The sequence below is a fragment of the Fibrivirga algicola genome (genome assembly GCF_011742925.1).
In the GTDB taxonomy this organism is placed as follows: Bacteria; Bacteroidota; Bacteroidia; order Cytophagales; family Spirosomataceae; genus Fibrella; species Fibrella algicola.
Genome location: NZ_WAEL01000009.1, coordinates 22,993 through 44,413, shown reverse-complemented (window position 1 = coordinate 44,413; position 21,421 = coordinate 22,993). Strand labels below are relative to the sequence as shown.

Sequence of the window (21,421 nt, the reverse complement as noted above, 5' to 3'; positions counted from 1 at the left end):
GTTGGATGCACACAAAATTGGGATCTCGGGTAGGTCAAAGTCTATCGATATCGAACCATTATGCCCGGTATCGAACCATTTTTGGCGCATTCAGCCTTGTTCTATCTTTTTAATAGGGTAAAGTCTCACAGTAGATCTGTTTCCGTAAAGTGACCAGAGTTGGTCTGAACGGTGCAACTAGTTGGCATCGTAGAGTCCAGCCAAAGTAGCTTCTCGTATAGATGTCAGTCGGATGGGTACGTCGCCTGAAGAATAGAGGCCGGTTGGGCATTCATAATAGATACGGTCGCCTTGGCTTTCCGTAATCTGGTTTATTATGCGTAGGTGTATTATCTGGCGGCTTGCCGCCTTCTCTCTGTTGATGAGCCTGACCGTCAGGTCTACCTACGCGCAGTTGCTCGTGCCCCGGCTACTGAGGCAGTTCAACGAAAAGCCGGGGTTAAATTTGGCCGTACTCAGTATGACCCAGGATGCCCGGGGACAATTGTGGATGGCCACGACAAACGGCATCGTTCGTTTCGATGGGCAGCGGTTCCAGGTTTTTCATGATCCGGTGCTGAAGGAAGGGGATTATTATTACCAACTGGTGCACGCCCCAGACGGGCGGATATGGCTCAAGATGGGTTCGGGCTATTCGATCTCTTACGTCGATCCCCAGCGGCAGGCTGTCGTGCGGCTACCCGATACGACCCAGTTGGTGCGTGGCTACTTAGCCAAGTATGGATCGCATTTTTTGTATACCGATAAGCAAGCCAACCTCTGGATCGGCCTGCAGGATCACGGACTATTGAAAGTCGACACCCGCACCCTCGCCGTAACCCACATCGTTGATCAGGGACTAGACGTCCGAAGTATCACTCAAGACTCCCGGGGAACGGTTTATTTCGCTACCTCAAACAAAGGCCTGTTTGCCTACAATCCCCAGACAGCGCAACTGATCAACTACCGTCATAACGAACAGAACGCTACGTCGCTGAGCAGCAACAATACCTTTGGGGTACAAGCGCGTCCTGATGGCAGTATTCTGGTGGGTCTAATCAACGAAGTCAATATCTTTTGGCCCGCTACCGGGCAGTTTCAGCGCCTGGGGCTGAACACGCAGCGAACCACTGTCCCACGGCCCCCACCCTACATTTACGAGTTTAAGCTGGATACGCGGGGAAATGCCTGTTTCACTACGGAAGAGCTCATGTTCCATTACACGGCGCAGGGAGCCATTCAGCAGATTGGGCTTCCTGCGCCCACCCATTATATCAGAGGTCTGTACATTAGTCCAGCCAATCGATTGTGGATCAGTTCGAACAATAAACTGTACGAATATGACATGGACCAAGCGCGGGTTTTCCCCTCGCTTTTTCTCCTGAAGCTGATTGTCAATGGCACGGAGGTACGTGATAACACGAGTGCAACCCAAAATCTGGTTTACGACACCCAGGGACACCCCACGCTGACAGTACGCGAAAACGATCCCTTCACGATGCAGTTTACCCTGTCGGCCAGCCAAAGGCAGGAAACACTACGCTGGCGGCTCAACGGATACGACCAGGAGTGGATAGCCACGCGGGACATAACGGGGGAGGCCACCTACCAATTGCCAGCCGGTGCCTATACCTTTGCCGTTAACCGAGGCGCTAAAGCCGGCAGTTGGGAACCAGCGGTATCAACGCTAACGATTGTGGTGGTGGCGCCTTTCTGGAAAACACCCGCCTTTCTGGTCCTAGTGGCGTTGCTTATGGGTGGGCTGGGCTACTATTTCATCCGAACCTATAATCGGCGGCGGCAATTAGCCCAGCAATTGGCCCGCGAACAGCAGGAAGCAGCCAGCCTTCGCCAGCTCGACGAACTGAAAACCCGGTTCTTCAGCAACGTCACCCATGAGTTTCGCACGCCTCTAGCCATTATTCTGAACGCCACCGAGCAATTAACCGCTAGAAACTCCACCCCGGACGCCCTGCCCGAAGTGGCCACCATTCAGCGCCACGCTCATCAGTTGCTGCGGCTTATCACCGAAACCCTCGACATAGCCCGCCTGGACGCAGGTAAATTGGAGGCACACTTTCAACTGGGGAATCCGATCTGGTTCATAGGGCAGGTAGTGGCTCAGTTTGCCGGATTAGCCACCGAGCGGGGCCTCGCCCTCACCTATAATACCTACCCAGCTACGCATCCGTTTCCAGCCCCTGACGCTTTCCTGCAGGAAACGGCTGACGACATGCTGTATAGTTTCGACGGTGAGAAGTGGGAAAAGATTGCCTATAACTTGCTGGCCAACGCCCTGAAATTTACGCCCAGTGGCGGTAGTGTGCGGGTTACTAGCCACATCCGAGCCGATAACCGCTTCGTGATCACCGTTAGCGATACGGGTATTGGTATACATAAAGACCAGCAGGAACGCATTTTCGAGCGCTTTCATCAGGTAGACGCCAGGTCGACACGGGCATATTCGGGTACCGGTATTGGCCTGGCCCTGGTGCGGGAACTAGCCAACTGGCTGGGCGGACTGGTTAGTGTGACAAGCCAGCCTGGTCAGGGCAGCACGTTCACCGTTGAATTACCGCTAACCACGCCAGATGAGTACCGCGCAACGTACCCAGCAGCCGCGCCCCCGCTAATTCAACCCGCTGCGCTGGCAAGTGACTTACCTGCGCGTGCGAATCTAGCTACGCCCTCTTTGGATACGGCCATGTCCAAACCGATAGTGATGGTGGTGGAAGATAACGACGACCTGCGGGCACAGGTGGTTAGCTACCTGTCGAAGACGTATCAGGTTTTATCGGCGGAGAATGGCCAGATAGGGTGGGAACAGGCCCTGGCCAACGTACCTGATCTGATTATAAGTGACGTGATGATGCCTGAACTGGATGGGTATGAGCTGGTCAAACGGTTAAAAAATGACGAGCGCACCAGCCACATTCCAGTGATTCTGCTTACGGCCCGCTCCGCCCCTGAAAGTCGGCTGCAGGGCTTGCACAACGGAGCTGACGATTACCTGGTCAAACCCTTCAATTTAGCAGAACTGCTATTGCGAATCGGCAACGGACTGCGCACCCGCCAGCTGGGGCAAAAACGATTATTGGACCAAGTTACGACTACCTCTGTTGCAGTGACCACGTTACTCGTAGACCGGGAGGAAGCCTTTCTGAGTCGTCTGCGCCAACTTATTCTGTCTCAACTAAGCAGCGATACGGTAGATGTGGACTGGCTGGCGACGCAGGCTAATATGAGCCGAACGCAGTTAAACCGGAAGTTATCCGCCCTGACGAACCTTAGTCCGAATCGCTTCATCCAGCGGGTCCGACTGGAGCGGGCGGCCGAATTACTGCAAACAGAAGAACTAAACGTAACGCAGGTGGCCTACCAAATTGGCTACAACTCACCGTCTCACTTTACCAAAGTATTTCAGGAGCACTTCGGGTATCCGCCAACGAAATTAAAAAAATGACTTCTAACAAACCAGTTCACTGCGGCCTCCTGTTGGCACCTCGCTCATAGTTTCCCATGGGTACGACGTGTACGAGTCAAGCCCTGCATGTAAGCCTGGTTGGCTTTGATTACGCTGTATCTCACTAGTCTGTAGTGACTAGCCCTTATAAGTGTATTGACCAATGGTAACTATGAAGAGAATGACCTTGGCCGGAACCCACTCGGCGCGCGCCAGTAAACTAGTGGTCAACTCCGCATGCGGGTGTGCCGGGTGGCCGTTTTTGGGTTCTCAAAGCCGACCAAAGCGGGCGCTACAGCCACTAATGGCACGTACCTACAATCGGTAAAGCTATGTTGCTGACGGCTAATCTGTTTTTTCATGATTATTGCGTGGGTGTAGGCGGCAATTATTAGCCAGCTAACTAAAACAGGGCATAAAGGCCTGGTTTAAATTTTCCCAAAGAGTAAGGTGCTGCCTGCCCAGATAAGGATCTTATGAGCGCCTACAGCACAATAAGCACGGATTTTGAAGCTCCGGATTGCATCACTAGCATACTACTATGAACTGGCAGATATTTACGGAACGATTTGTCGATTCTTTCTCCTTTAGCTGCCAGTCTGATGCCTTCACCAAGCCCTATATCTTTACCCAATTCAACCCAACCCGATCCAGCCGACGAGTTCGATGCCCTCTGCATCCGTACTGTTTCGACGGAAGAATCTGTCGAAACGGCCCAAGCCCCTATTTAGTAGAAAGACTAAACGCTGACTAAATACAGCATGCGCCAAGTCCCAGCAGGCCATTTCATGGTAAGAATACCCCTGGACTTGATGTAAATGCTCTTAGATCATGGAAGAATTACACCCGACTGATAAACATTCAAAGCCCCACTTTATCGTTCTGGATGGATTGCGAGGGGTAGCAGCCCTGGCCATCGTCCTGTTTCATTTCATGGAGTGGGTCTATGTAGACCCTAGCCAGAACTTTATCGCCCATGGCTTCTTAGCTGTCGACTTTTTCTTCTGTTTATCAGGTTTTGTCATTGGGTACGCCTATGACAACCGGATACGTCCATTGGGACGAGCTGCTTTTTTTCGCCTCCGCTTGGTCCGCCTGCATCCCCTGGTCATCTTAGGATCGATACTGGGGTTACTGGGTTATCTATTCGATCCCTTTGCCGCCCAGCCCAATTTACCGGGCCGCGTAAATTTGTGGCTGACCTTTCTATGTTCGCTCTTCCTCTTACCACTGCCTATCCTCAAAGAGCGGGCCTTTAACCTCTTTAGTTTAAATGCACCAGCGTGGTCCTTGTTCTGGGAGTATGTGGCCAACATGCTCTACGCCTTGGTTCTATATCGGATTAGCCGCCGGTATTTGTCCCTGTTACTAATCGGAGCGGCCATCATCCTGTATCTGGTCAGTTATCGGGCAGGCAACTTGTTGGGTGGTTGGGCAGGCTCTAACTTCTGGGACGGTGGTGCCCGCGTGGCCTACTCGTTTCTCATGGGGTTATTCCTCTACCGAGTCAACTGGGTGTTACCTAATAACCTGGGTTTCCTGGGAGTGGGCCTCTTGTTGCTGGCCTCATTTCTAATGCCCTTTACCTCCTGGAATTGGTTGACTGAGTGGGTAGTGGTGGTGTTTTATTTCCCGCTTCTAATTGCTACAGGGGCGGGGGCCAAGCTCCGGCCTGATCTAACCAAACTATGTGTGTTCCTGGGCCGACTGTCCTATCCGCTCTATATGACCCATTACGGAGTGATGTGGATCTTCGGGGGCTATCTAGCCAGTCATCGACCAAGTCCCCAGCATCTATTTTTGATTGTAGGCAGTGGTATGGTTCTTCTGAGCGGGTTTGCTTACCTGGTTTTGCGCCTGTACGATGAGCCTATTCGGCGCTACTTATCCACCCGAAAATAAGTCACTGTATTACAGAAATTTATTCTGAAAGTAATTAGCTGGACAAGCTATCTGGCCCAGTTAGCTACTTGGGTACAAAACTGATTGCTAGCCTAGCACCACTAATTTTTGTTAATACGTCCTGGTAACAAATCTGAATTAATCGCGGGACAGCGTACGATTTAAAACGGAACAGCGCAGAAGGCATCTTGCTAACAGGGACTTTATAGTGGTCTTTGTGCCCATCAATCGGTTTACAAGACCCTATTACGCGGCTGTTTAACAAAGGGTACTGATCGCGCGTTTGTTAACCTATTAACGTTCCAAAAGTGATAGCTATGCAAAATCAAACAGCGTCTTATTTACCCAGCCCCAGCCCGGTTGTTCTGATTACCTACCTTAAAGAGCCGTACCGTTACATTGCCGTTTTTGCCAATCAAACCCGGCAACAAGCAGAGGCGACATTCAAGCAAACCTACAATCTTGAGTCTGGAGAAGACTTTGAGGTAAAGGAATACGAAGATGTATCGAGCTACTCTGTTACTGAGGACGGTAATTTGGTAGTCAACGGGAGCTACAAATAATGAACCTGAATGAGTAACGCCGGTTCTGCTTAATGCAAGACAGATGCCGTTAGTAAACCCGGCGCTCATGGTCAGTACCCACGAGCGCCGGGTCTATTGGTCTTCCCCGCTACCTTCTCAATGGGCCGGCAGGTATACGCTGAAGGTAGCGCCTTGTCCGGGCTCACTGCTGGCTGACATGGCTCCACCGTGATTAGTGGCTACTTTCTCACAGATGGCCAGACCAATACCCGTTCCTACGTATTGCCCCTTTCCGTGCAGCCGCTGAAAGACCTGAAAAATACGGTCTACATACTTTTGTTCAAAGCCAATGCCGTTATCCCGCACATCGATACGGTAATATGAACGTACTGAGCGGGCAGGGTGGATACTGGCAGGTAGGCCACTCGCCAGCACGTGCTGGGAGTGGATCCTGATTAGCGGGCGTTCACCTGACTTTTGGAACTTCAGGGCGTTGCTTAACAGGTTTTGGAAGAGTTGGCCCAATTGGGTAGCATCTCCGGCCACAACGGGCAGCGGCGCACAGCTAATCTGAGCCTCACTCTCCTGGATGCGCATCTCCAGGTCAATCAATACCTGATCAATAACATCCGTCAGCGGGACTTGGCCGGCTATGCTTGGCTGAGTAGCAATGCGTGAAAAGGTTAGTAAGTCCCGGATCAGCGTCGACATGCGAGCGGCTGCGCCCTGCATGCGTTCGAGTAAATCCACGCCATCGCCAAGTTCGCTCTGGTATTGATTCTTCAGTAAATCACCAAACGACTGAATCTTTCGAAGCGGCTCTTGTAGATCATGACTGGCTACATAAGCAAATCGTTGCAGGTTATCATTAGAACGCTGCAGATCCTGGTTGGCCCGCAATAGCTCCAGGGTACGCTGATGTACCTGCTCTTCCAGCTCCAGTTGGGTAGCCCGAACCTGGGTGATATCCCGGCTAACTCCGTAGATGGCTACCGGGTTTCCCTGTTCATCAAAGCTGGTTTGCCCCATGGAGTGCAGCAAAAAAACCTGAGCGGTTCGGGCGTTGACAAGGCGGTATTCTACCTCAAGTTGACCACCTGATTCAGGATGTTGCGCTCGCAGGAATGCCGCCTCGAATCGAGGCAGGTCTAGCGGATCAATAGCGGCAATGCAGCGTTGCAGGGTCAGGGACTCTTCACCCACCCAATCCGCTATACGGGGGGAAAAGCTGGCCGTCTGAGTCGACAAATCGATATTCCAGACGCCCAGCTGAGACAGGTCGACAGCCTGCTGTAGTGACTGGCGGGCCTGGTCGTACTGTTGGCGCAATAACACCTCGCGGGTTACATCAATAGCAATATCCATCACCGCATAGACAGCACCATTGATATCACGCACTGGCTGGTAGTTGAAATCATAATAACGCGTTTTAAGCTCATTATCAATGAGCAGTGTAGCGGGCACACTCCGGCCCTCGTAGGGAGTGCCACTAGAATAGACCTGCTCAAGCAGAGTCGGAAAAGGTTGTCCTTTCAGCTCAGGCAAGGCGTCTATCAGCCGCTTTCCCAACACAGCCTTTCCCTTACCCCAAAGCTGAATCATGCGCTCATTGGCCACCTCGATCGTCAGCTCACGGCCTACAAACAAGCTAATGGCTACTGGAGCCTTTTCAATCAGCGATCGAAACCGAGCCTCACTGGCTTGCAGCTGCCCTCGAAGCTGCGTCTCCTGGGCAGCCTTACGCCGCATTGTCAGTAAGGTAATCACCTGTTTGGCCAGAATCCTTAAGGCATTTATTTGCCCCTCATCGAGTTGACGCCGCTGCGAATCAAGAACGCATAGAGAGCCCAGCACCAAGCCATGGTCATCGACGAGTGGCTGGCCTGCATAAAAGACGATCCTAGGGTCTCCGACTACAAGCGGATTGGTTTGAAAGCGTTCATCGATCCGGGCATCTTCGATAATCAGAGGCCCGGCGGGTCTGACCAGGTTATGAGCGCAGAACGAATCTTCACGCGCAGTTTCACTTAGTGAAAAGCCTTTATTGGCTTTAAACCACTGCCGCCGGTCATCAACCAGTGTAATTAGCGCAATAGGCGTTTGGCAGATCTGCGCGGCCAATTGAGTAATGTCTTCGTAATCCTGTTCGGGCAGCGTATCCAGAATATTGTAACTGTGCAAGGCAGCCAGCCGCGCTGCTTCGTTATACGAAGCGAGAGGAAGATTCATTGATTTAGTACCGGTTCAGTGTCAAGGGTGAGTCAACTGCTCACTCGTCTTGCAGGGAGACTCCAAATCTAGCTTGGACTGCTTCCAGAGCCTTTTAACTCGTTACTTGTCTACTTTGTTGGCTTGCCTGGTCCCGGCCCAGTGTGTCTAAGTTAATGAGCTGTATAAACTGCTTTGGGTTTGCGTGTCTTTGGTTGGTTTGATGTTGGTTTTCTCTGGTACGTCCGTCAAACAGATTGCCCTTCCCCAGTTATAAACGCAGCGTCGCTGTTGAAAAATTGTCCCATAAATCCACGCATCTGGCTTGAGTCTCTGGATACCTCTCCGTATAAAGAACTCATTCGGCAACTGGCCCATCCATGGCTGCCCGGCGACTTGCGGCAAGCCTGCGCCATGCTGATGAACTGGATACCCTGCGTAACTTGCTGCTAATTAGCCGGGAACACGATCGAACCAGGACCATTCATCAGGCCGTACTCCGGCAAGCTCCCAATTTGGGTAAGAATTCCCGGAGGATTGACCAGGACTTACCGTTCGAAGGCCTGCTTAGCTGAGTCAGCAGGGCCGACTTTTTATAGCTCGAACTTCAGCAAACAGCAGGAATTAGTGATCTGTTGCTTACTAGCTACAACCAGCGACTGTACCTCTTTACAACGGATAAACGCTGGAACGGCCAATCCTGCGTCACCCATAGCCATGACGTAGCCTATAACCGGGTTTTGTGCTAAGCTCAAGGTCATTCAAGCCTGAACCTGTCAGCATAGCGGTCGATAGTAAATCATTTCTTTAGAAATCGAAAATGAGTTGCCAACCGAGGTAGCCGAGTACAGCCGGCTTTGCTGGCTGGGTCTACCCTACCAATCTAGTGCTGAGATACTTAACCAGAAAGACATCCGCTATTATGGTCGTGCCGCATCAGACTAGACAACGACCAACCACACCGGCGGTCTATGCTATCCTTGTGCGTTAGCCAGAAACCCCACAGGGCCTAACCGGGGTGAGACAGCGAACAAACCTTTAACAAATGAACATATGCAAATATATTTAGTTTTTATAATTGGCTTAGGCGTGTATCCCCTGCAACGTAAACCCATTTCCCATGTCCGCTTCCCTTCGCAACACAATTGCCTGGATCTTACAAGTATTACTAGGCTTGTTTTTCTTATTTGCGGGTTTCAACAAATTGCGTGACCTGTCGGGTACCATACATATGTTTGGCACTTTAGGGCTACCTAGTGCATTGGCTTATGTAGTAGCCGGGGGAGAATTACTAGGCGGTATTGGCTTGCTAGTACCGCGGTTAACCCGTCTGGCAACGACTGGACTGCTTCTGATTATGATTGGAGCGGTAGTCATGCATGTGACTAAGATACCGGGCGGCCTTGCCGGTGGAATACCAGCGCTTGTTTGCTTAATGCTGCTGGCGCTTTTGCTTTGGCTGCGTTCACCTTTTTCGGCCAAGGCTGTCTAGTTGTGCCCCGCTTCCTGATTCTACCTTCAGTTGAGTGTCGGGCAGCAGACCCAGAGCGAGGTTCGCGTTCACCAGCGCCAGCAGCCAAGATTTTGGCGCTGAGTAGTGCTTCCATCCACCTGGCTGATACGCTGACGGACAACTTTATAGCCGAGGGTAGCCCAAACGCTGATCAAAAGAAGCTTTCGGTTTCTTGATCGCCATTTGCCCACTTTTGTAGCAACCGTTGCATCACCTTATCGGCTTCGGCCAGCGAAGTTGGTTTGACTATGAATTGATTGGCACCCAGAAAGAGCGCTTTGTGTCGTTCCAGCTCCCGGCCCGCTGTCGTCATAACGACAACGTATATGTGCCGATAGGCTTGATTAGCCCGAATTTGACTTAACGCTTCAAAGCCGTCCATCAGGGGCATGTTGACATCAAGTAGGATCAGTTCAGGCAGCGGCTCGTACTGCTCTAAAGCAGCCAACAGTTCTACTCCGTTCGACCAGGCAGCTACCTGATACGTAGGCGCATGCTTGTCGAGCTGACGACGAAAGAATAGCTGGTCATCTTCATCATCATCAACTAATAAGATAAGATTGCTTTTCGGTTGTTTCATAACTAGTACATACAACCACTTTTTGGCGAAGCCCGTTGCAGGGTCAGGACAGGTTTTTAAACAATCTTGCTCTGCCTGCCGACAAACAAGCTCACAAAACGCGCCTGTTAGCCTCAAGAACGATCATCGTCTGACAGCTGCCTTCCACATGATAACTTACGCTAAGGCAACTGCCGGGCCGGGGTTTCCTTACGTGCTTAGGCTAACAACGCTGCAAGGCGCTATGCGCTTCAGTGTGCTGGTCAAAACAAGTTATCATCGAATCAACACCGCCGCGCCTTTCAACGACACAAGATGATTGCCTTCGGGAGCCCACTGGTGTTCTGATTCAAGCCTTCTCCCCTAGCGGGTGTCCCTCCACTTCAGCGAAGTGAATAACTATGGTTTCAGTTGGAAAAATAGCTGTCACCTCAACCGATTGGCTAGCCTTGACTGAGACTTTGACCTAGAGCCACGGAGTTAACTCACCAATTAATAAATAACTGATAGCGAATGGGTTGGAAAAGAGCGGGCTTAGCGGTTATTGGTGTACTTTGAGTTACTAGAACAGCCTTATCAATGAATCTGAAGTTACAAACCGATATGATCGAGTTTTACGGTCGAATCATTCCTAAACTCGACCGGGAAACGCCCCAGGCCTGGCTGCTCCGCATCACTACGGATCGGTCGCTGCTCGACAAAGTAAAGCAGGCCATTAGCGCCGCACCCTTCAGCGAGCAAATCAAGTTGGCGGCCATGCGCCGCGCACTGGCCGTAGCCGGTGGGCAGCGTTCAGTGACAGGGGTCGCGGGGCCTAACAATGCAGCCAGCATGGCCAGCGCTTATAAAAATGACTTTATGAGCAGTGAACAGGCCCGCAGTCAGTTTGCGCGGGAAATGATTAACTTTCTAGACGTGGGCTTTCGCTACAACTCGCCTCAAAACGGCAGCATATTCTGGACGGGCGTAGACCCGGCTAAGCTAGTCAAGCGGGTCCATCATTGGAACAGCCAGTTCGGCGATCAGCTTTTCGGGCAGTTAGAGGCCAATACCGATGCCCGTTTTATTGACGGGGCATTCGATTGGAAAGTAGAGGGGGCTACCCAGCAGGCAACGCAACTGTATTTTGGTAAGGTCTCTGAGCGATTTGGCTCGGAGGCGACAGGCCATGTCACCTCAGTGCAGATGTGGGGCCTTCGCAATGACTCGATCTTTACGACCAAGGAATTACCCACCTTGCTCAGGCATATGAGTGAGGCCATCGCCAAGGGCAAAACGCCCGCTGTGCAGGACATCACCATTGTGGTGCTTGATCCGGTGGGACTGGTGGATGACTGTCGGTGCTTTACCAATCTGGACATTGGCCGCATCAATCTGGTAAGCAATGTATCAGGTAATCCGTGGATCGGGGGCCGAAAAGATTGCGGAATAGCGGGGCAGCTTAACTCCATCATTCCCGTCCGCGTTAAAGGCTATTGGCTGGAGCGCGGTGCCCAACCCATTAGTAAAGCAGCCGAAAAAATAAAGAGTGACTACCCGCTGATCAAGCGGTAAACAGGCTGTTTACAAGGTCAATGTCAGCTCCAGCGTAGGACGCCTGTGCCTGTATTTAAAGCTATGCTGGTTAGGTTTAAACTCAATCCGTCCCGGGCGGATTGAGTTTAAACCTAATACGATACGCACTGCCTTTAGCTGGCCAGGAAGTTAATAGCTTGTTTAAGCGTTCGTTCATTACCCGTCTCTGGATCATTATAACCGCGCTGGCCTACCTCAATGGTGAGTTCCTTGCCGATGAGTTGCTTGGTATCCAGTTCTTTGTTTGGCTGAGCGTCAATACCAGCCTGACCAAACAGGCTAATGATGGCAGGCATACCAGCGGGGGACTGGTAAAACCGGTGCGAGAGGTAGCCCGTTTCATTCTCAAAGCGGACGGCAAAGAAAGGAATTCCTTTATACTCGCTTGTTCCCTCGTCAATGGCGGCGATGGTAACCGTTTGCTGGCCATCCGCCAGAAGAGCCTTATCTTGTCCCTTTTCGACTGCGATTTTCATACGGCTTTTTATATTTTGTTTGTAATATAAACAGGGGATTAAGCAATTTGTTTGCTCATATATGCCGAGCAATAGTAGATTTTAACTTAAATAAGCCCTATCAAGGTTATTTATATATTTTACTTGTATACCCACTGTGAGGCATTAGTCTGGGCATGGCTCTTGGTTTGGTGGCAGGTACCACGGCGCGCTGATGCCTGCCAGATCAGTCTCTCTCGCCCCTAGTTATGGCAGGAGCAAGCGGAGTGCCTGAGGAATTACCAGTTACTTTGTTACTTCAAGGTAGGTTAATTCTGTTTTTGGCAAAACGAATACCAGCATACGTATAAAGCAAAACGGCTCCTGTCTCCAGAGCCGCTTCGGCCAACTCTCGCTCATACAGGCCGCTTTAAAAGTCCTGTATACAGTCGATCAGCGCGGCACAGTAGCCGATAAAACACATAAAACCAGCACTGAGTAGCAGCAATCTTGTCTGCGGAGTTATAAGCCACTTGGGAGAAGCGACCTACCTCTACGTTGAGCTATTGAGACGAGAATTGGGCCATTCAGTTTAGTGGCACCCTTGAGTTGACCCAGTCAACGGGCAAGACCAGCACGCTTTCACCTCAGACTGTCCGGCTACACGCCTAAGCGCGCGGCTGCCGCCTTAATTCCTAATGGGACCGCCCAAGCGGCTAACCAGTTAAAAACCAGAACAGCCATCATTGGCATTAACAGGATAAGTTGCCAACCGCAGGGCAAATGCGGGCCTTTAACAGGATACTTACTTGGCCAATACCGATAGGGAAAAGCCCTGATTTGCTTTGTAGCTGACAAGCCCTGGCGGTAGCGTTACCAGCTTGGGCCGAACATTTACTAGCTAGCAATGAAAACTCTTTTTTGGTTAACTATGGTTGCGCTGGTCATCAGCGCCTGGATCGCACGGACGCCAGCTCCCAGACCCAATGTGGTGTTTATCCTAACTGACGATCAGGGCTGGGGCGACCTGAGCCTACACGGGAATCGCTTGGTGGAGACACCCCATCTAGACCAGCTAGCCCGTAGCGGAGCGCAGTTCGAGCGATTCTTCGTCAGCCCGCTTTGCGCTCCTACCCGCGCCAGCCTACTTACAGGCCGTTACCACCTGCGTACGGGTACAGTTTCAGTCACTCAGGGGTGGGAACGCATGCGAAGTACTGAACTCACCCTAGCCGAAGTGTTCCGTCAGAACGGCTATGCCACGGGCTGTTTTGGCAAATGGCACAACGGGGAACATGCCTCAGAAGATCCCAACGGACAGGGATTTGATGAGTTTCTGGGCTTTTGTGCAGGTCACTGGAATAACTACTTCGATACCGACATGCAGCATAATGACCGGATGGTCGCCACCAAAGGGTTTATCACCGACGTACTGACCGATGCGGCGTTGAACTTCATCAATAAGCATAAAGCCCAGCCTTTTTTCTGTTATATACCGTTCAATGCCCCCCATAGTCCCCACCAGGTGGCTGATCGATATTTTGATAAGTACAAAGCCAAAGGCCTGGACGATGAGCTATCTAGTATCTATGGCATGATTGAAAACGTAGATGATAATGTGGGGCGTCTGTTAGCCGGGCTGGATCAATTGGGTTTGTCCCAAAACACGATTGTGGTGTTTGCCACCGACAATGGCCCCAACGGCCACCGCTACAATGGGGAGATGAAGGGCATCAAAGGATCTGTCGACGAAGGGGGCGTTCGCGTACCGCTATTTGTGCGCTGGCCGGGCAAGATACGCCCCCAAGCCCGGATTCGACCCAATACGGCCCACATCGATTTACTGCCAACGCTGGTCGGCTTATGTGGACTACGCTTTAAACCTGCCAACCCCATCGATGGCCGCAGCCTGGCAGCCCTGTTGCTGGGTAAAACTGATACACTGGCTGATCGCATGCTCTTTTCGCACGTTGCTGGCATGAGCGAGAGCGGTCTTCCTGCCGCTCCAGGGGCTGTACGTACTTCGAAGTACCGCTTGGTCCGCCAAAAGGATCAGATCCAATTATACGATATGCTCGGAGATCCGTCGCAGTTGACTGATCTGGCCACTGATCAGCCCCAGCAATTGCGCACCTTACAAATCGCCTACGATCGCTGGTTCCGGGATGTCTCCCGGGGTATAAGCCCTTACCGGCCAGTACCAGTGACGGGTCGACGGGTGTTGTTACAGGCGCCGGAAGCCCATTTTTCGGGTAAGGTTCGTTATAAGCAGGGCAACGGCTGGGCCAATGACTGGCTCATTAACTGGCAGTCATCCACCGATTCAATCTGGTGGGATGTGGCTGTAGAACAGCCGGGGGTCTATCAATTGAGTCTGCAATACACCGCCCAGAATGCCGCTCTCGGAACGTTACTGATCGTTACGGCCGGCAATAAGACACTGCACCAAGTTTTACGAACCAGTTTCGACCCACCCCTCAAACCCAGCCCCGACCGGATTCCTCGTAAAGAAGTCTATGAAAAGCCCTGGGCCTGGCTAAGGTTGGGCAAGCTTGAGCTACCCAGGGGCAATCACCGGATCCTGCTGCAGGCAGGATCAGTCCCGAGCGGGCAGGTAGCGGACGTGAAAGCTCTATTGCTCATCGACCCAAAGTAGTTAGCTGGATAAAGCTAGCGGCAACAAGGACCGCTTGATACGCCAGCAAAAACGCGCTGTTGAATGGTAACTAAACTGTCGCCAGGCACGTGGCAAATCAACAAAGAACGCTCATTGCCAACTCGTTATTTTGTCGCAGAAACATGAAAGCCCCATTGACATAAACGGGTCACACAAGGGCTGATAACCGCAAGGTAAGCCAAACTCAGGTACGTTACTCCTGACCTTTTTACCCTTGTTCGTGTTAGGTGCCGCTCAGGCTAGCCGGGCAGTTTCCTATCCGAGGTAGCCTACCCCGTACGGAGCGAACACAACGCACTTCCAAGCCTTTTTATATCGAACGTTTTCGGGCTTTGCATGCGGGCGGAATTCCGAGCACATAACTGTCACCAGCACTGAACTAGAAGCACAAAGCTCCAAGTTTGCACGTCACCCCCACCCCAATCCACTCTTCTTAGTCTATACTCGAGACTAAATGCTCCGATAAGAAAGCTCCTCGCTGTCGATAGCTTTTATAAAGGAAATTATCAAACTTCAATAGCGACCGGATTTGACTATTGTTCAAATGGTCGAACAGAAGACTGCTTATTATTCGCAGGTTTACATTTGAAAGCTCAGGGACTAGGGCATGAAGGCTAAGAATACACTCATCATCTGCCTTTTCTGACAGGACTGTTTGTGCTCAATCTTTTTATACTCTTAACGAACGCCACTATAATGGCTGTCGATTTCAACGAGTAGTGGACAGGGGACGGTCTTCCCGGGAAGTCCCCCAACTGGGGCTTGGCTTCGTGTCCATCTCTATCGTTAGTGTACCTCCGTCAAGAATTGTTTCGTGTCGCAGGTACGCTTTTTTGTAGGGCTTTCCGTTCAGCAGTATGCGTTTGATGTAGCGATTTGCCGAGCCATTGTTGATCGTTTTCAGCCGAAATGTCTTTCCGTTATCCAATTGAAGTGTGACAGCATCGAAAACGGGGCTGCCAAATACGTAAGCCCCGTTTGCCGGATTCACCGGGTAAAACCCCATCGCCGACAACACGTACCAGGCAGACATCTGGCCAACATCTTCGTTGCCAATCAAGCCATCGGGCCGCGTGCTGTACAGGCTGTCAAGAATATAGCGAACCTTGTCAGCCGTTTTCCAGGGTTGCCCCACGTAGCTGTACAGGTAAGAAATGTGGTGGCTCGGTTCATTGCCGTGTGCGTACTGCCCAATCAGCCCTGTGATATCGTTTGATGCTTCTGCGCCCATGTCGCCTTTAACCACGAACAGTGAATCCAGTTTCTGGGTAAACGCCTGCTCGCCATTAAACAACGTCACCAGTCCTTCTACATCGTGGGGAACCAGCCAGGTGTACTGCCAGGCATTTCCTTCGGCAAAATCGTCTTTCATATGCCTCGATACCAGCGGACTAAACGGTGTTCGCCATTCGGTTTGGGAAACACGCCCCCGCATAAACCGGGTTTGCGGATTGAAGTAATACTGGTACGCTTTTGCCCGCTTGCTGAAATAGGCATAGTCTTCTTGTTGCCCCAGCTTTTTGGCCACCTGCGCCACGGCCCAATCGTCAATGGCGTATTCGAGGCCCCGGGCCACACTTTCTACCAAACTATCGGCTGGAATGAAGCCCTGTTTTTTTATAAAGACAAGACCCCGTTCGTCGAGCATGGCGCTATTCTTCATCGCCGCGTAGGCCCGGTTTACGTCGAATCCCTTGATTCCTTTTAAACAGGCGTCGGCAAGCACCGGCAGGGCGCTGTTGCCGGGCATGGTGTTGGTTTCGTTGCCAACCAGATGCCAAACGGGTAGCTTACCCTGCTGATCGTAAATGGCCAGCATCGAGTTTGCCATGTCGGCCACACGCCGGGGTTGGGTCAGCGTGAATAGCGGGTGCGCACTCCGGTACGTATCCCATAGCGAAAACGTGGTCATATTGGCGAACCCGGCTTTTCGATACACCTGCTTATCGGTACCGCGATAATCGCCGTTATGATCATTGAACAGGGAAGGAGCTACCAGGGTGTGGTACAGGGCAGTATAAAACGTTTTCAGTCGATTCTGATCGGCTGTTTCTACCCTAAGTTTACCCAGCTCTTTGTTCCAGGCGGCCTGAGCAGCCGAGGCCACCCGATTGAAATTCCAGTGAGGTAGTTCGGCCCGAATGTTAGCCAGCGCATTGTCGGCACTGACGGGCGAAATCCCCACTTTCACCAGCACGTTTTCGCCGGACTTCGTAGAAAAACTGATTACCCCTTTGGCGCGGTTGCTTTTCACCAACGTACCTGTAACCGGCGTTTGATTGTCGTAAAGAGCCAGCTGGCGAATGGGTTTGGCAAAAACAACGGCAAAATAGAGGCGCTGATCAGTCGCCCAGCCCTTCGAAAATCGGTAGCCCGTCAGTGTCGAATCGTTGAGTTGTTGCAGGTACGTCTCTACAGGCCGGTCACCTACACCTTCGCCCAGATCGATCAGAATGTGGGCATTCTCGCTCCGGGGGAATGTGTACCGGTGCAGGCCGACCCGTTCCGTAGCGGTCAGCGCTACGTCTATATTGTAGCGCTGTAATTTTACGCGGTAATACCCTGGCCGGGCCGTTTCGTCGGCGTGCGAAAACCGGGACGAATAGCCGCTTCCACTATTGGCGGATGTACCCCGTGCCAGCCGGATTGGTCCGGTAGTGGGCATGAGCAGTATATCGCCCAGATCACCAATACCGGTACCGCTCAGGTGCGTGTGGGCAAACCCAACAATCAGGGAATCTGAATAATGGTAGCCTGAACTCCAGTCCCACCCCTGCGACATCTGCGTTGGGCCGAGCTGAACGGCCCCAAACGGCATGTTTGCACCCATGAAAACGTGGCCGTGAAAACCGGTGCCAATAAACGGGTCTACATAGCGTGTCAGATCCGTAGCCGCGTGGCGGGGCTGACAAACACCGATAAGCGAACACGTAACAAGCAGGGCCAGAAACAGAAATATACGGCTGGGGAGGAAGGTCATAGGGGTGGTTGGACTATCGGGTGAACTTAGTGGCTGAACCAGCTGTCGGGAATATCTATTGGCTCACCGCCGTTCAGGCTGTATTTGAGCTTAAGCGTGTAACCGCCACCGCCCTCGATAAAATCAACTTCGATGGAATGCGCTCCCTTCGCCAGGGCTACCTGCCCGCTTTTTTCGATGGGTGCATGATTGCCATCGTTATCAACAACAAGCCGGTTGGCCATCCTTAGTACGCCACCATCGTCGCAGGTATAGAAGAAGCTGTAGACGCCCGTTGCAGGCACGGTCACATACCCCCGGAACTGAATGCCAAAACTAGGCGCGGTGACCGATTTTGGCACAACCACATTGTCAATGGTATACGTGCTGTCGGCCGTTCGGCCATTCATGCCCTTTGTGTTGCGGAAAAATTTCTTGTAGTAATTACACAGCAAGCCCGGTTTGCCGTTGGAATCGGTAACTGGTGTTGCATAAGCCTGCTGCTGGTACCGAAGCGCGTACACATCCCCCCGTATTCCCGATGGCGTAAAGGCCGCCACATTGACCGTCTGTGGTTTATTGATGATCAAATCTGTGGGCAGACCGGGCGAGGTACGTTGCGGTTGAGTGCCATCGGTCGTGTAGCGGAGTATATAGCTGTCGAGCGGTTTTTTGATGCGCAGGGTGGCCTTATCTACAAAGACGTTTTCCTCCGTAAAACCAGTCAGGTCGGGCAGGCGGTAGTGGATACCCATCTGTTCCATGCGTAGAAAATGGGTAAGCAGCCGCTGCTGATACGAGGGAAAATCGGGCCGGGCTGTCCAGACTACTTCAGCGAGGGCTGTCATTCGGGGCATCGTCAGGTAGTCGGCCCGGTTTTCGGTCGGCACATATTCGGTCCAGAGATTAGCCTGTGCGCCTAAAAACTGCTTCGCTTGCTGGGGCGTCACCCCTGTAGGCACAACAGCTACGTTATACACACCCTCCACCGACCGAATGCCCGGCGGAGTATCAAAATAGAGGTTACTCACGGGCGTCATGACCACGTCGTTACCATTCCGGGCAGCTTGCTGAGGCGCGTCTTTCACCCAACTCCGCCAATACATCACAGCGGTCGACGGCTTGAGCCCCCCTTCGAGGGCATCGTCCCAAACCATCAGCTTTTTTCCTTTCGACTGCACAAATTTCTCGATCCGATGCACGAAATAACTCTGCAATTCCTCTACACTTTTGATGCCTTCCCGTTTCATCAATTCCTGGCAGGCGGCCGTTTGCGCCCAGGTCGATTTCTCCACTTCGTCGGCCCCAATGTGTACATATTGACTTGGAAACAGGGCAATTACTTCACTCAAAACGGTCTCCATAAACGTGTAAGTAGGTTCGTTGCAGGGGCAGACTGGCACCGAGAAGGTTTTGCCCATGCCTGGCTGCCCCGTACAACTCAAAAACGGGTAGGCTTTGATGGCAGCGCTCAGGTGGCCGGGCATGTCAATTTCGGGAATGACCTCGATGTGCCGGGCGGCGGCGTAGGCAATCAGGGCGCGCAACTCGTTCTGGGTATAAAACCCGCCGTACTGGGTTTGGCCATTCTGCTGACGAAGGAAGGCTTTAGGCAGCTCGAAATCGGGATTGGTCACGGCTCGTTTCAATACCACCGAATCCTGGTTATTGAATGTGCGCCAGGCGCCTTCGCTTGTGAGTTTCGGGTAAGCTTTAATTTCCATCCGCCAGCCCTGGTCGTCGGTCAGGTGCAAGTGAAACTTGTTGAACTTGTACAGGGCCATCCGGTCGATGTACTTACGTAGGTACTCCATCGAAAAGAAGTGGCGAGAGACATCCAAGTGCATTCCTCGCCAGGCGTAGGCGGGCTGATCCTGAATCTGGACAGCCGGGAGCGTCAGGGTTTGCGCAGGCTTACTTCCTTTCTGTTCAATGCCAACGGGTAAAAGTTGACGAACGGTCTGCACAGCCCGAAACATACCGGTGGGCGTACTGGCCCGCAGCGTAATCTGTTTGGGGGTGATGGTGAGCCCATATCCTTCAGCCGACGCAATGGTTGGATCATACTGCAACACGATATATGAACCAGTGCCGCGCGCTGTGAGCGACTTACCCAGCGTTGGTTGCAGCAGTTGGTTCAACTGGTCGGCTTCGGAACGGAAACGGCTGTCTTTGACGACGAGTGCCGTCTGCGTCGTGAGTCTGAATTCACCCTGAGCGGCGGTAAGCGAGGTAGGGTATGGTATGAGCGGATACCGCTGGGATCTTTCCTGCGCCTGTACAGAAGCTACGGCGAACACACTCAGGAACAGGCAATAAAATCGAATCATTGAGAACGTAAGTAGTATTGAGCAAATGAAGTAAAGGAACGGTTGCGAGCTTATTTCGCCACTACAGCGATTGCTTTACCCGTGGTTTTGTGAAGTTCAATCTCGACCGGAAAAACCAGCCCCGGATCATGTCGACGATTGATCGTCTGTTGCAACGTACCCAGCGTTCGGCTGACTTTGCCTTTGAAAAGGCGCTTTCCGTCGTACCGTATCTCCACGGCTTTATTCAGATTCATCATCGCATCGTTCAGGCGGATCAGCAGTGTATCGTAGTCGTTTTTTTCGATGGTAACCACATTGCCTTTGTACGACGCAATCGCTTCCCGACCGGTTTTGGCCTGGTCTTCCGGTACAGCCAGCCAGTAAAAATCCGGATGCGTCCGGTCGTCCTGTTTCCAGACCACCTTATCAGGAATCGGATTACGGCGGAAAGGCATCATCCAGGCCACGGCTACGGTGTCTTCGCGCTGCATCCAGTGACTGCGGCCCTCATGCAATTGCACCAGGTGCTTGTAACCGCCTGAATCGGCAGCTTGCAGACTGTCAAGCCAGTGGCCCCAGCGTTCGGCGATCTTGTTGCGGTCATACGCTTTGTCTAATGCACCCATGTGCAGCGTGAAACCAATATTGCGCAGATTCACCGGTGTTACCTCATTGGGATGGCCCGCCATCATGGCCGCTGCCGCCCATCGATCAGCCATACGGGGAGCCAACTGATACACGCCGTCGCCGCCCGCCGAGTAGCCCATCACATACACTTTATCGGGGTTTACGCCCTCAGTTAGCACGGCGGCCTGAATGAGCCGATCAAGCAGAGGATCGATGTGCGCTTCATGCCAGAGATTCCAGGTATTGGTAGGAGCACGAGGGGCTACGTAGACCCCCTCTGCGGGTTTATAGAGCCCGATCTGGTTTTTCCACTGCTGATCGTTGACTTCCGGTTTGGCGTTACCACCCCCATGCAGGGAAATAAACAGGCTGCGCCCATCGGCCGGTTTTTCACCAAACAGCCGGTACTCAAACTTCATCGTGTGCTCCCCTTCAGTGAGCGTTTTGTCGGCCCAGCTTTTCTTCAGCGCCGCCGCTTGGCGGGTACGTTCGTCATCCAGCAACAGGGCCGCAGCTTCGTCGGCTTCTTTCCGCGTCAGGCCAGCGTTGGCGGTGGCTTCGGCACGTAATGCCGGGCGCTGATTCGGATCGGTAGCCAGCCATTTTTTCAGGTACGTTACTGGTTGTGCATAGCCCGTTGTGGCGAGCGAGACGATGGCGATCAAGCCATAAAAAACGTGTTTCATAGC

The 21,421-nt window shown here is 52.2% G+C and carries 13 protein-coding genes; 6 read left to right on the top strand and 7 right to left on the bottom strand.

Annotated features, from left to right (window positions below):
• Positions 1 to 316 precede the first annotated feature (316 nt).
• Positions 317 to 3,442, top strand: coding sequence for an ATP-binding protein (locus tag F7231_RS21875; RefSeq protein WP_166693543.1), 3,126 nt, complete (start codon positions 317 to 319; stop codon positions 3,440 to 3,442).
• A 227-nt stretch (positions 3,443 to 3,669) separates the two neighbouring features.
• Here F7231_RS21875 and F7231_RS27665 read toward each other — a convergent pair whose 3' ends face one another.
• Entirely contained in the window at positions 3,670 to 3,804 is a 135-nt protein-coding gene (locus tag F7231_RS27665; RefSeq protein WP_262889690.1) for a hypothetical protein, read from the bottom strand.
• A 469-nt stretch (positions 3,805 to 4,273) separates the two neighbouring features.
• Here F7231_RS27665 and F7231_RS21870 point away from each other — a divergent pair, with 469 nt between their 5' ends.
• Together F7231_RS21870 and F7231_RS21865 are read left to right on the top strand one after the other, a co-directional pair.
• Positions 4,274 to 5,344, top strand: a complete 1,071-nt coding sequence (locus tag F7231_RS21870) for an acyltransferase family protein (protein ID WP_166693542.1) — start codon at positions 4,274 to 4,276, stop codon at positions 5,342 to 5,344.
• A gap of 317 nt (positions 5,345 to 5,661) precedes the next feature.
• Complete coding sequence (locus tag F7231_RS21865; protein ID WP_085414337.1) at positions 5,662 to 5,907, top strand: hypothetical protein; 246 nt, start codon at positions 5,662 to 5,664, stop codon at positions 5,905 to 5,907.
• Between the two features lie 117 nt (positions 5,908 to 6,024).
• On the opposite strand, the gene F7231_RS21860 is transcribed toward F7231_RS21865, so the two are convergent.
• Positions 6,025 to 8,097: a GAF domain-containing sensor histidine kinase gene (locus F7231_RS21860; RefSeq protein WP_157510686.1), complete on the bottom strand. Its 2,073-nt coding sequence runs from the start codon at positions 8,095 to 8,097 to the stop codon at positions 6,025 to 6,027.
• A gap of 1,099 nt (positions 8,098 to 9,196) precedes the next feature.
• Here F7231_RS21860 and F7231_RS21855 point away from each other — a divergent pair.
• Positions 9,197 to 9,568 (top strand): DoxX family protein, encoded by a 372-nt coding sequence (locus F7231_RS21855; protein WP_085414339.1) that lies wholly within the window; start codon positions 9,197 to 9,199, stop codon positions 9,566 to 9,568.
• A gap of 172 nt (positions 9,569 to 9,740) precedes the next feature.
• Here the strand turns inward: F7231_RS21855 and F7231_RS21850 are convergent, their stop codons facing one another.
• A complete protein-coding gene (locus F7231_RS21850) occupies positions 9,741 to 10,169 on the bottom strand; it encodes a response regulator (RefSeq protein WP_085414340.1) in 429 nt (142 codons plus the stop codon).
• 558 nt (positions 10,170 to 10,727) lie between these two features.
• On the opposite strand from F7231_RS21850, the gene F7231_RS21845 reads away from it, so the two are divergent.
• The gene (locus F7231_RS21845; RefSeq protein ID WP_085414341.1) at positions 10,728 to 11,702 is read left to right on the top strand and encodes a hypothetical protein; all 975 of its coding nucleotides are present in this window, start codon (positions 10,728 to 10,730) and stop codon (positions 11,700 to 11,702) included.
• A gap of 134 nt (positions 11,703 to 11,836) precedes the next feature.
• Here the strand turns inward: F7231_RS21845 and F7231_RS21840 are convergent, their stop codons facing one another.
• Positions 11,837 to 12,199 carry a hypothetical protein gene (locus F7231_RS21840; protein ID WP_166693541.1) on the bottom strand — a complete coding sequence of 121 codons (363 nt, stop codon included), beginning with the start codon at positions 12,197 to 12,199 and terminating at the stop codon, positions 11,837 to 11,839.
• An 865-nt stretch (positions 12,200 to 13,064) separates the two neighbouring features.
• On the opposite strand from F7231_RS21840, the gene F7231_RS21835 reads away from it, so the two are divergent.
• Positions 13,065 to 14,813 carry an arylsulfatase gene (locus tag F7231_RS21835; RefSeq protein ID WP_166693540.1) on the top strand — a complete coding sequence of 583 codons (1,749 nt, stop codon included), beginning with the start codon at positions 13,065 to 13,067 and terminating at the stop codon, positions 14,811 to 14,813.
• 730 nt (positions 14,814 to 15,543) lie between these two features.
• On the opposite strand, the gene F7231_RS21830 is transcribed toward F7231_RS21835, so the two are convergent.
• From F7231_RS21830 to F7231_RS21820, 3 genes are read right to left on the bottom strand one after another with little or no spacing between them, the layout of a single operon-like run.
• Entirely contained in the window at positions 15,544 to 17,814 is a 2,271-nt protein-coding gene (locus tag F7231_RS21830; protein WP_166693539.1) for a GH92 family glycosyl hydrolase, read from the bottom strand.
• 26 nt (positions 17,815 to 17,840) lie between these two features.
• Positions 17,841 to 20,123: a family 20 glycosylhydrolase gene (locus tag F7231_RS21825; protein ID WP_166693538.1), complete on the bottom strand. Its 2,283-nt coding sequence runs from the start codon at positions 20,121 to 20,123 to the stop codon at positions 17,841 to 17,843.
• A gap of 50 nt (positions 20,124 to 20,173) precedes the next feature.
• On the bottom strand, positions 20,174 to 21,418 hold the full coding sequence (locus F7231_RS21820; RefSeq protein ID WP_208295662.1) for an alpha/beta hydrolase family protein: 1,245 nt from the start codon (positions 21,416 to 21,418) through the stop codon (positions 20,174 to 20,176).
• Between the last annotated feature and the right edge of the window lie 3 nt (positions 21,419 to 21,421).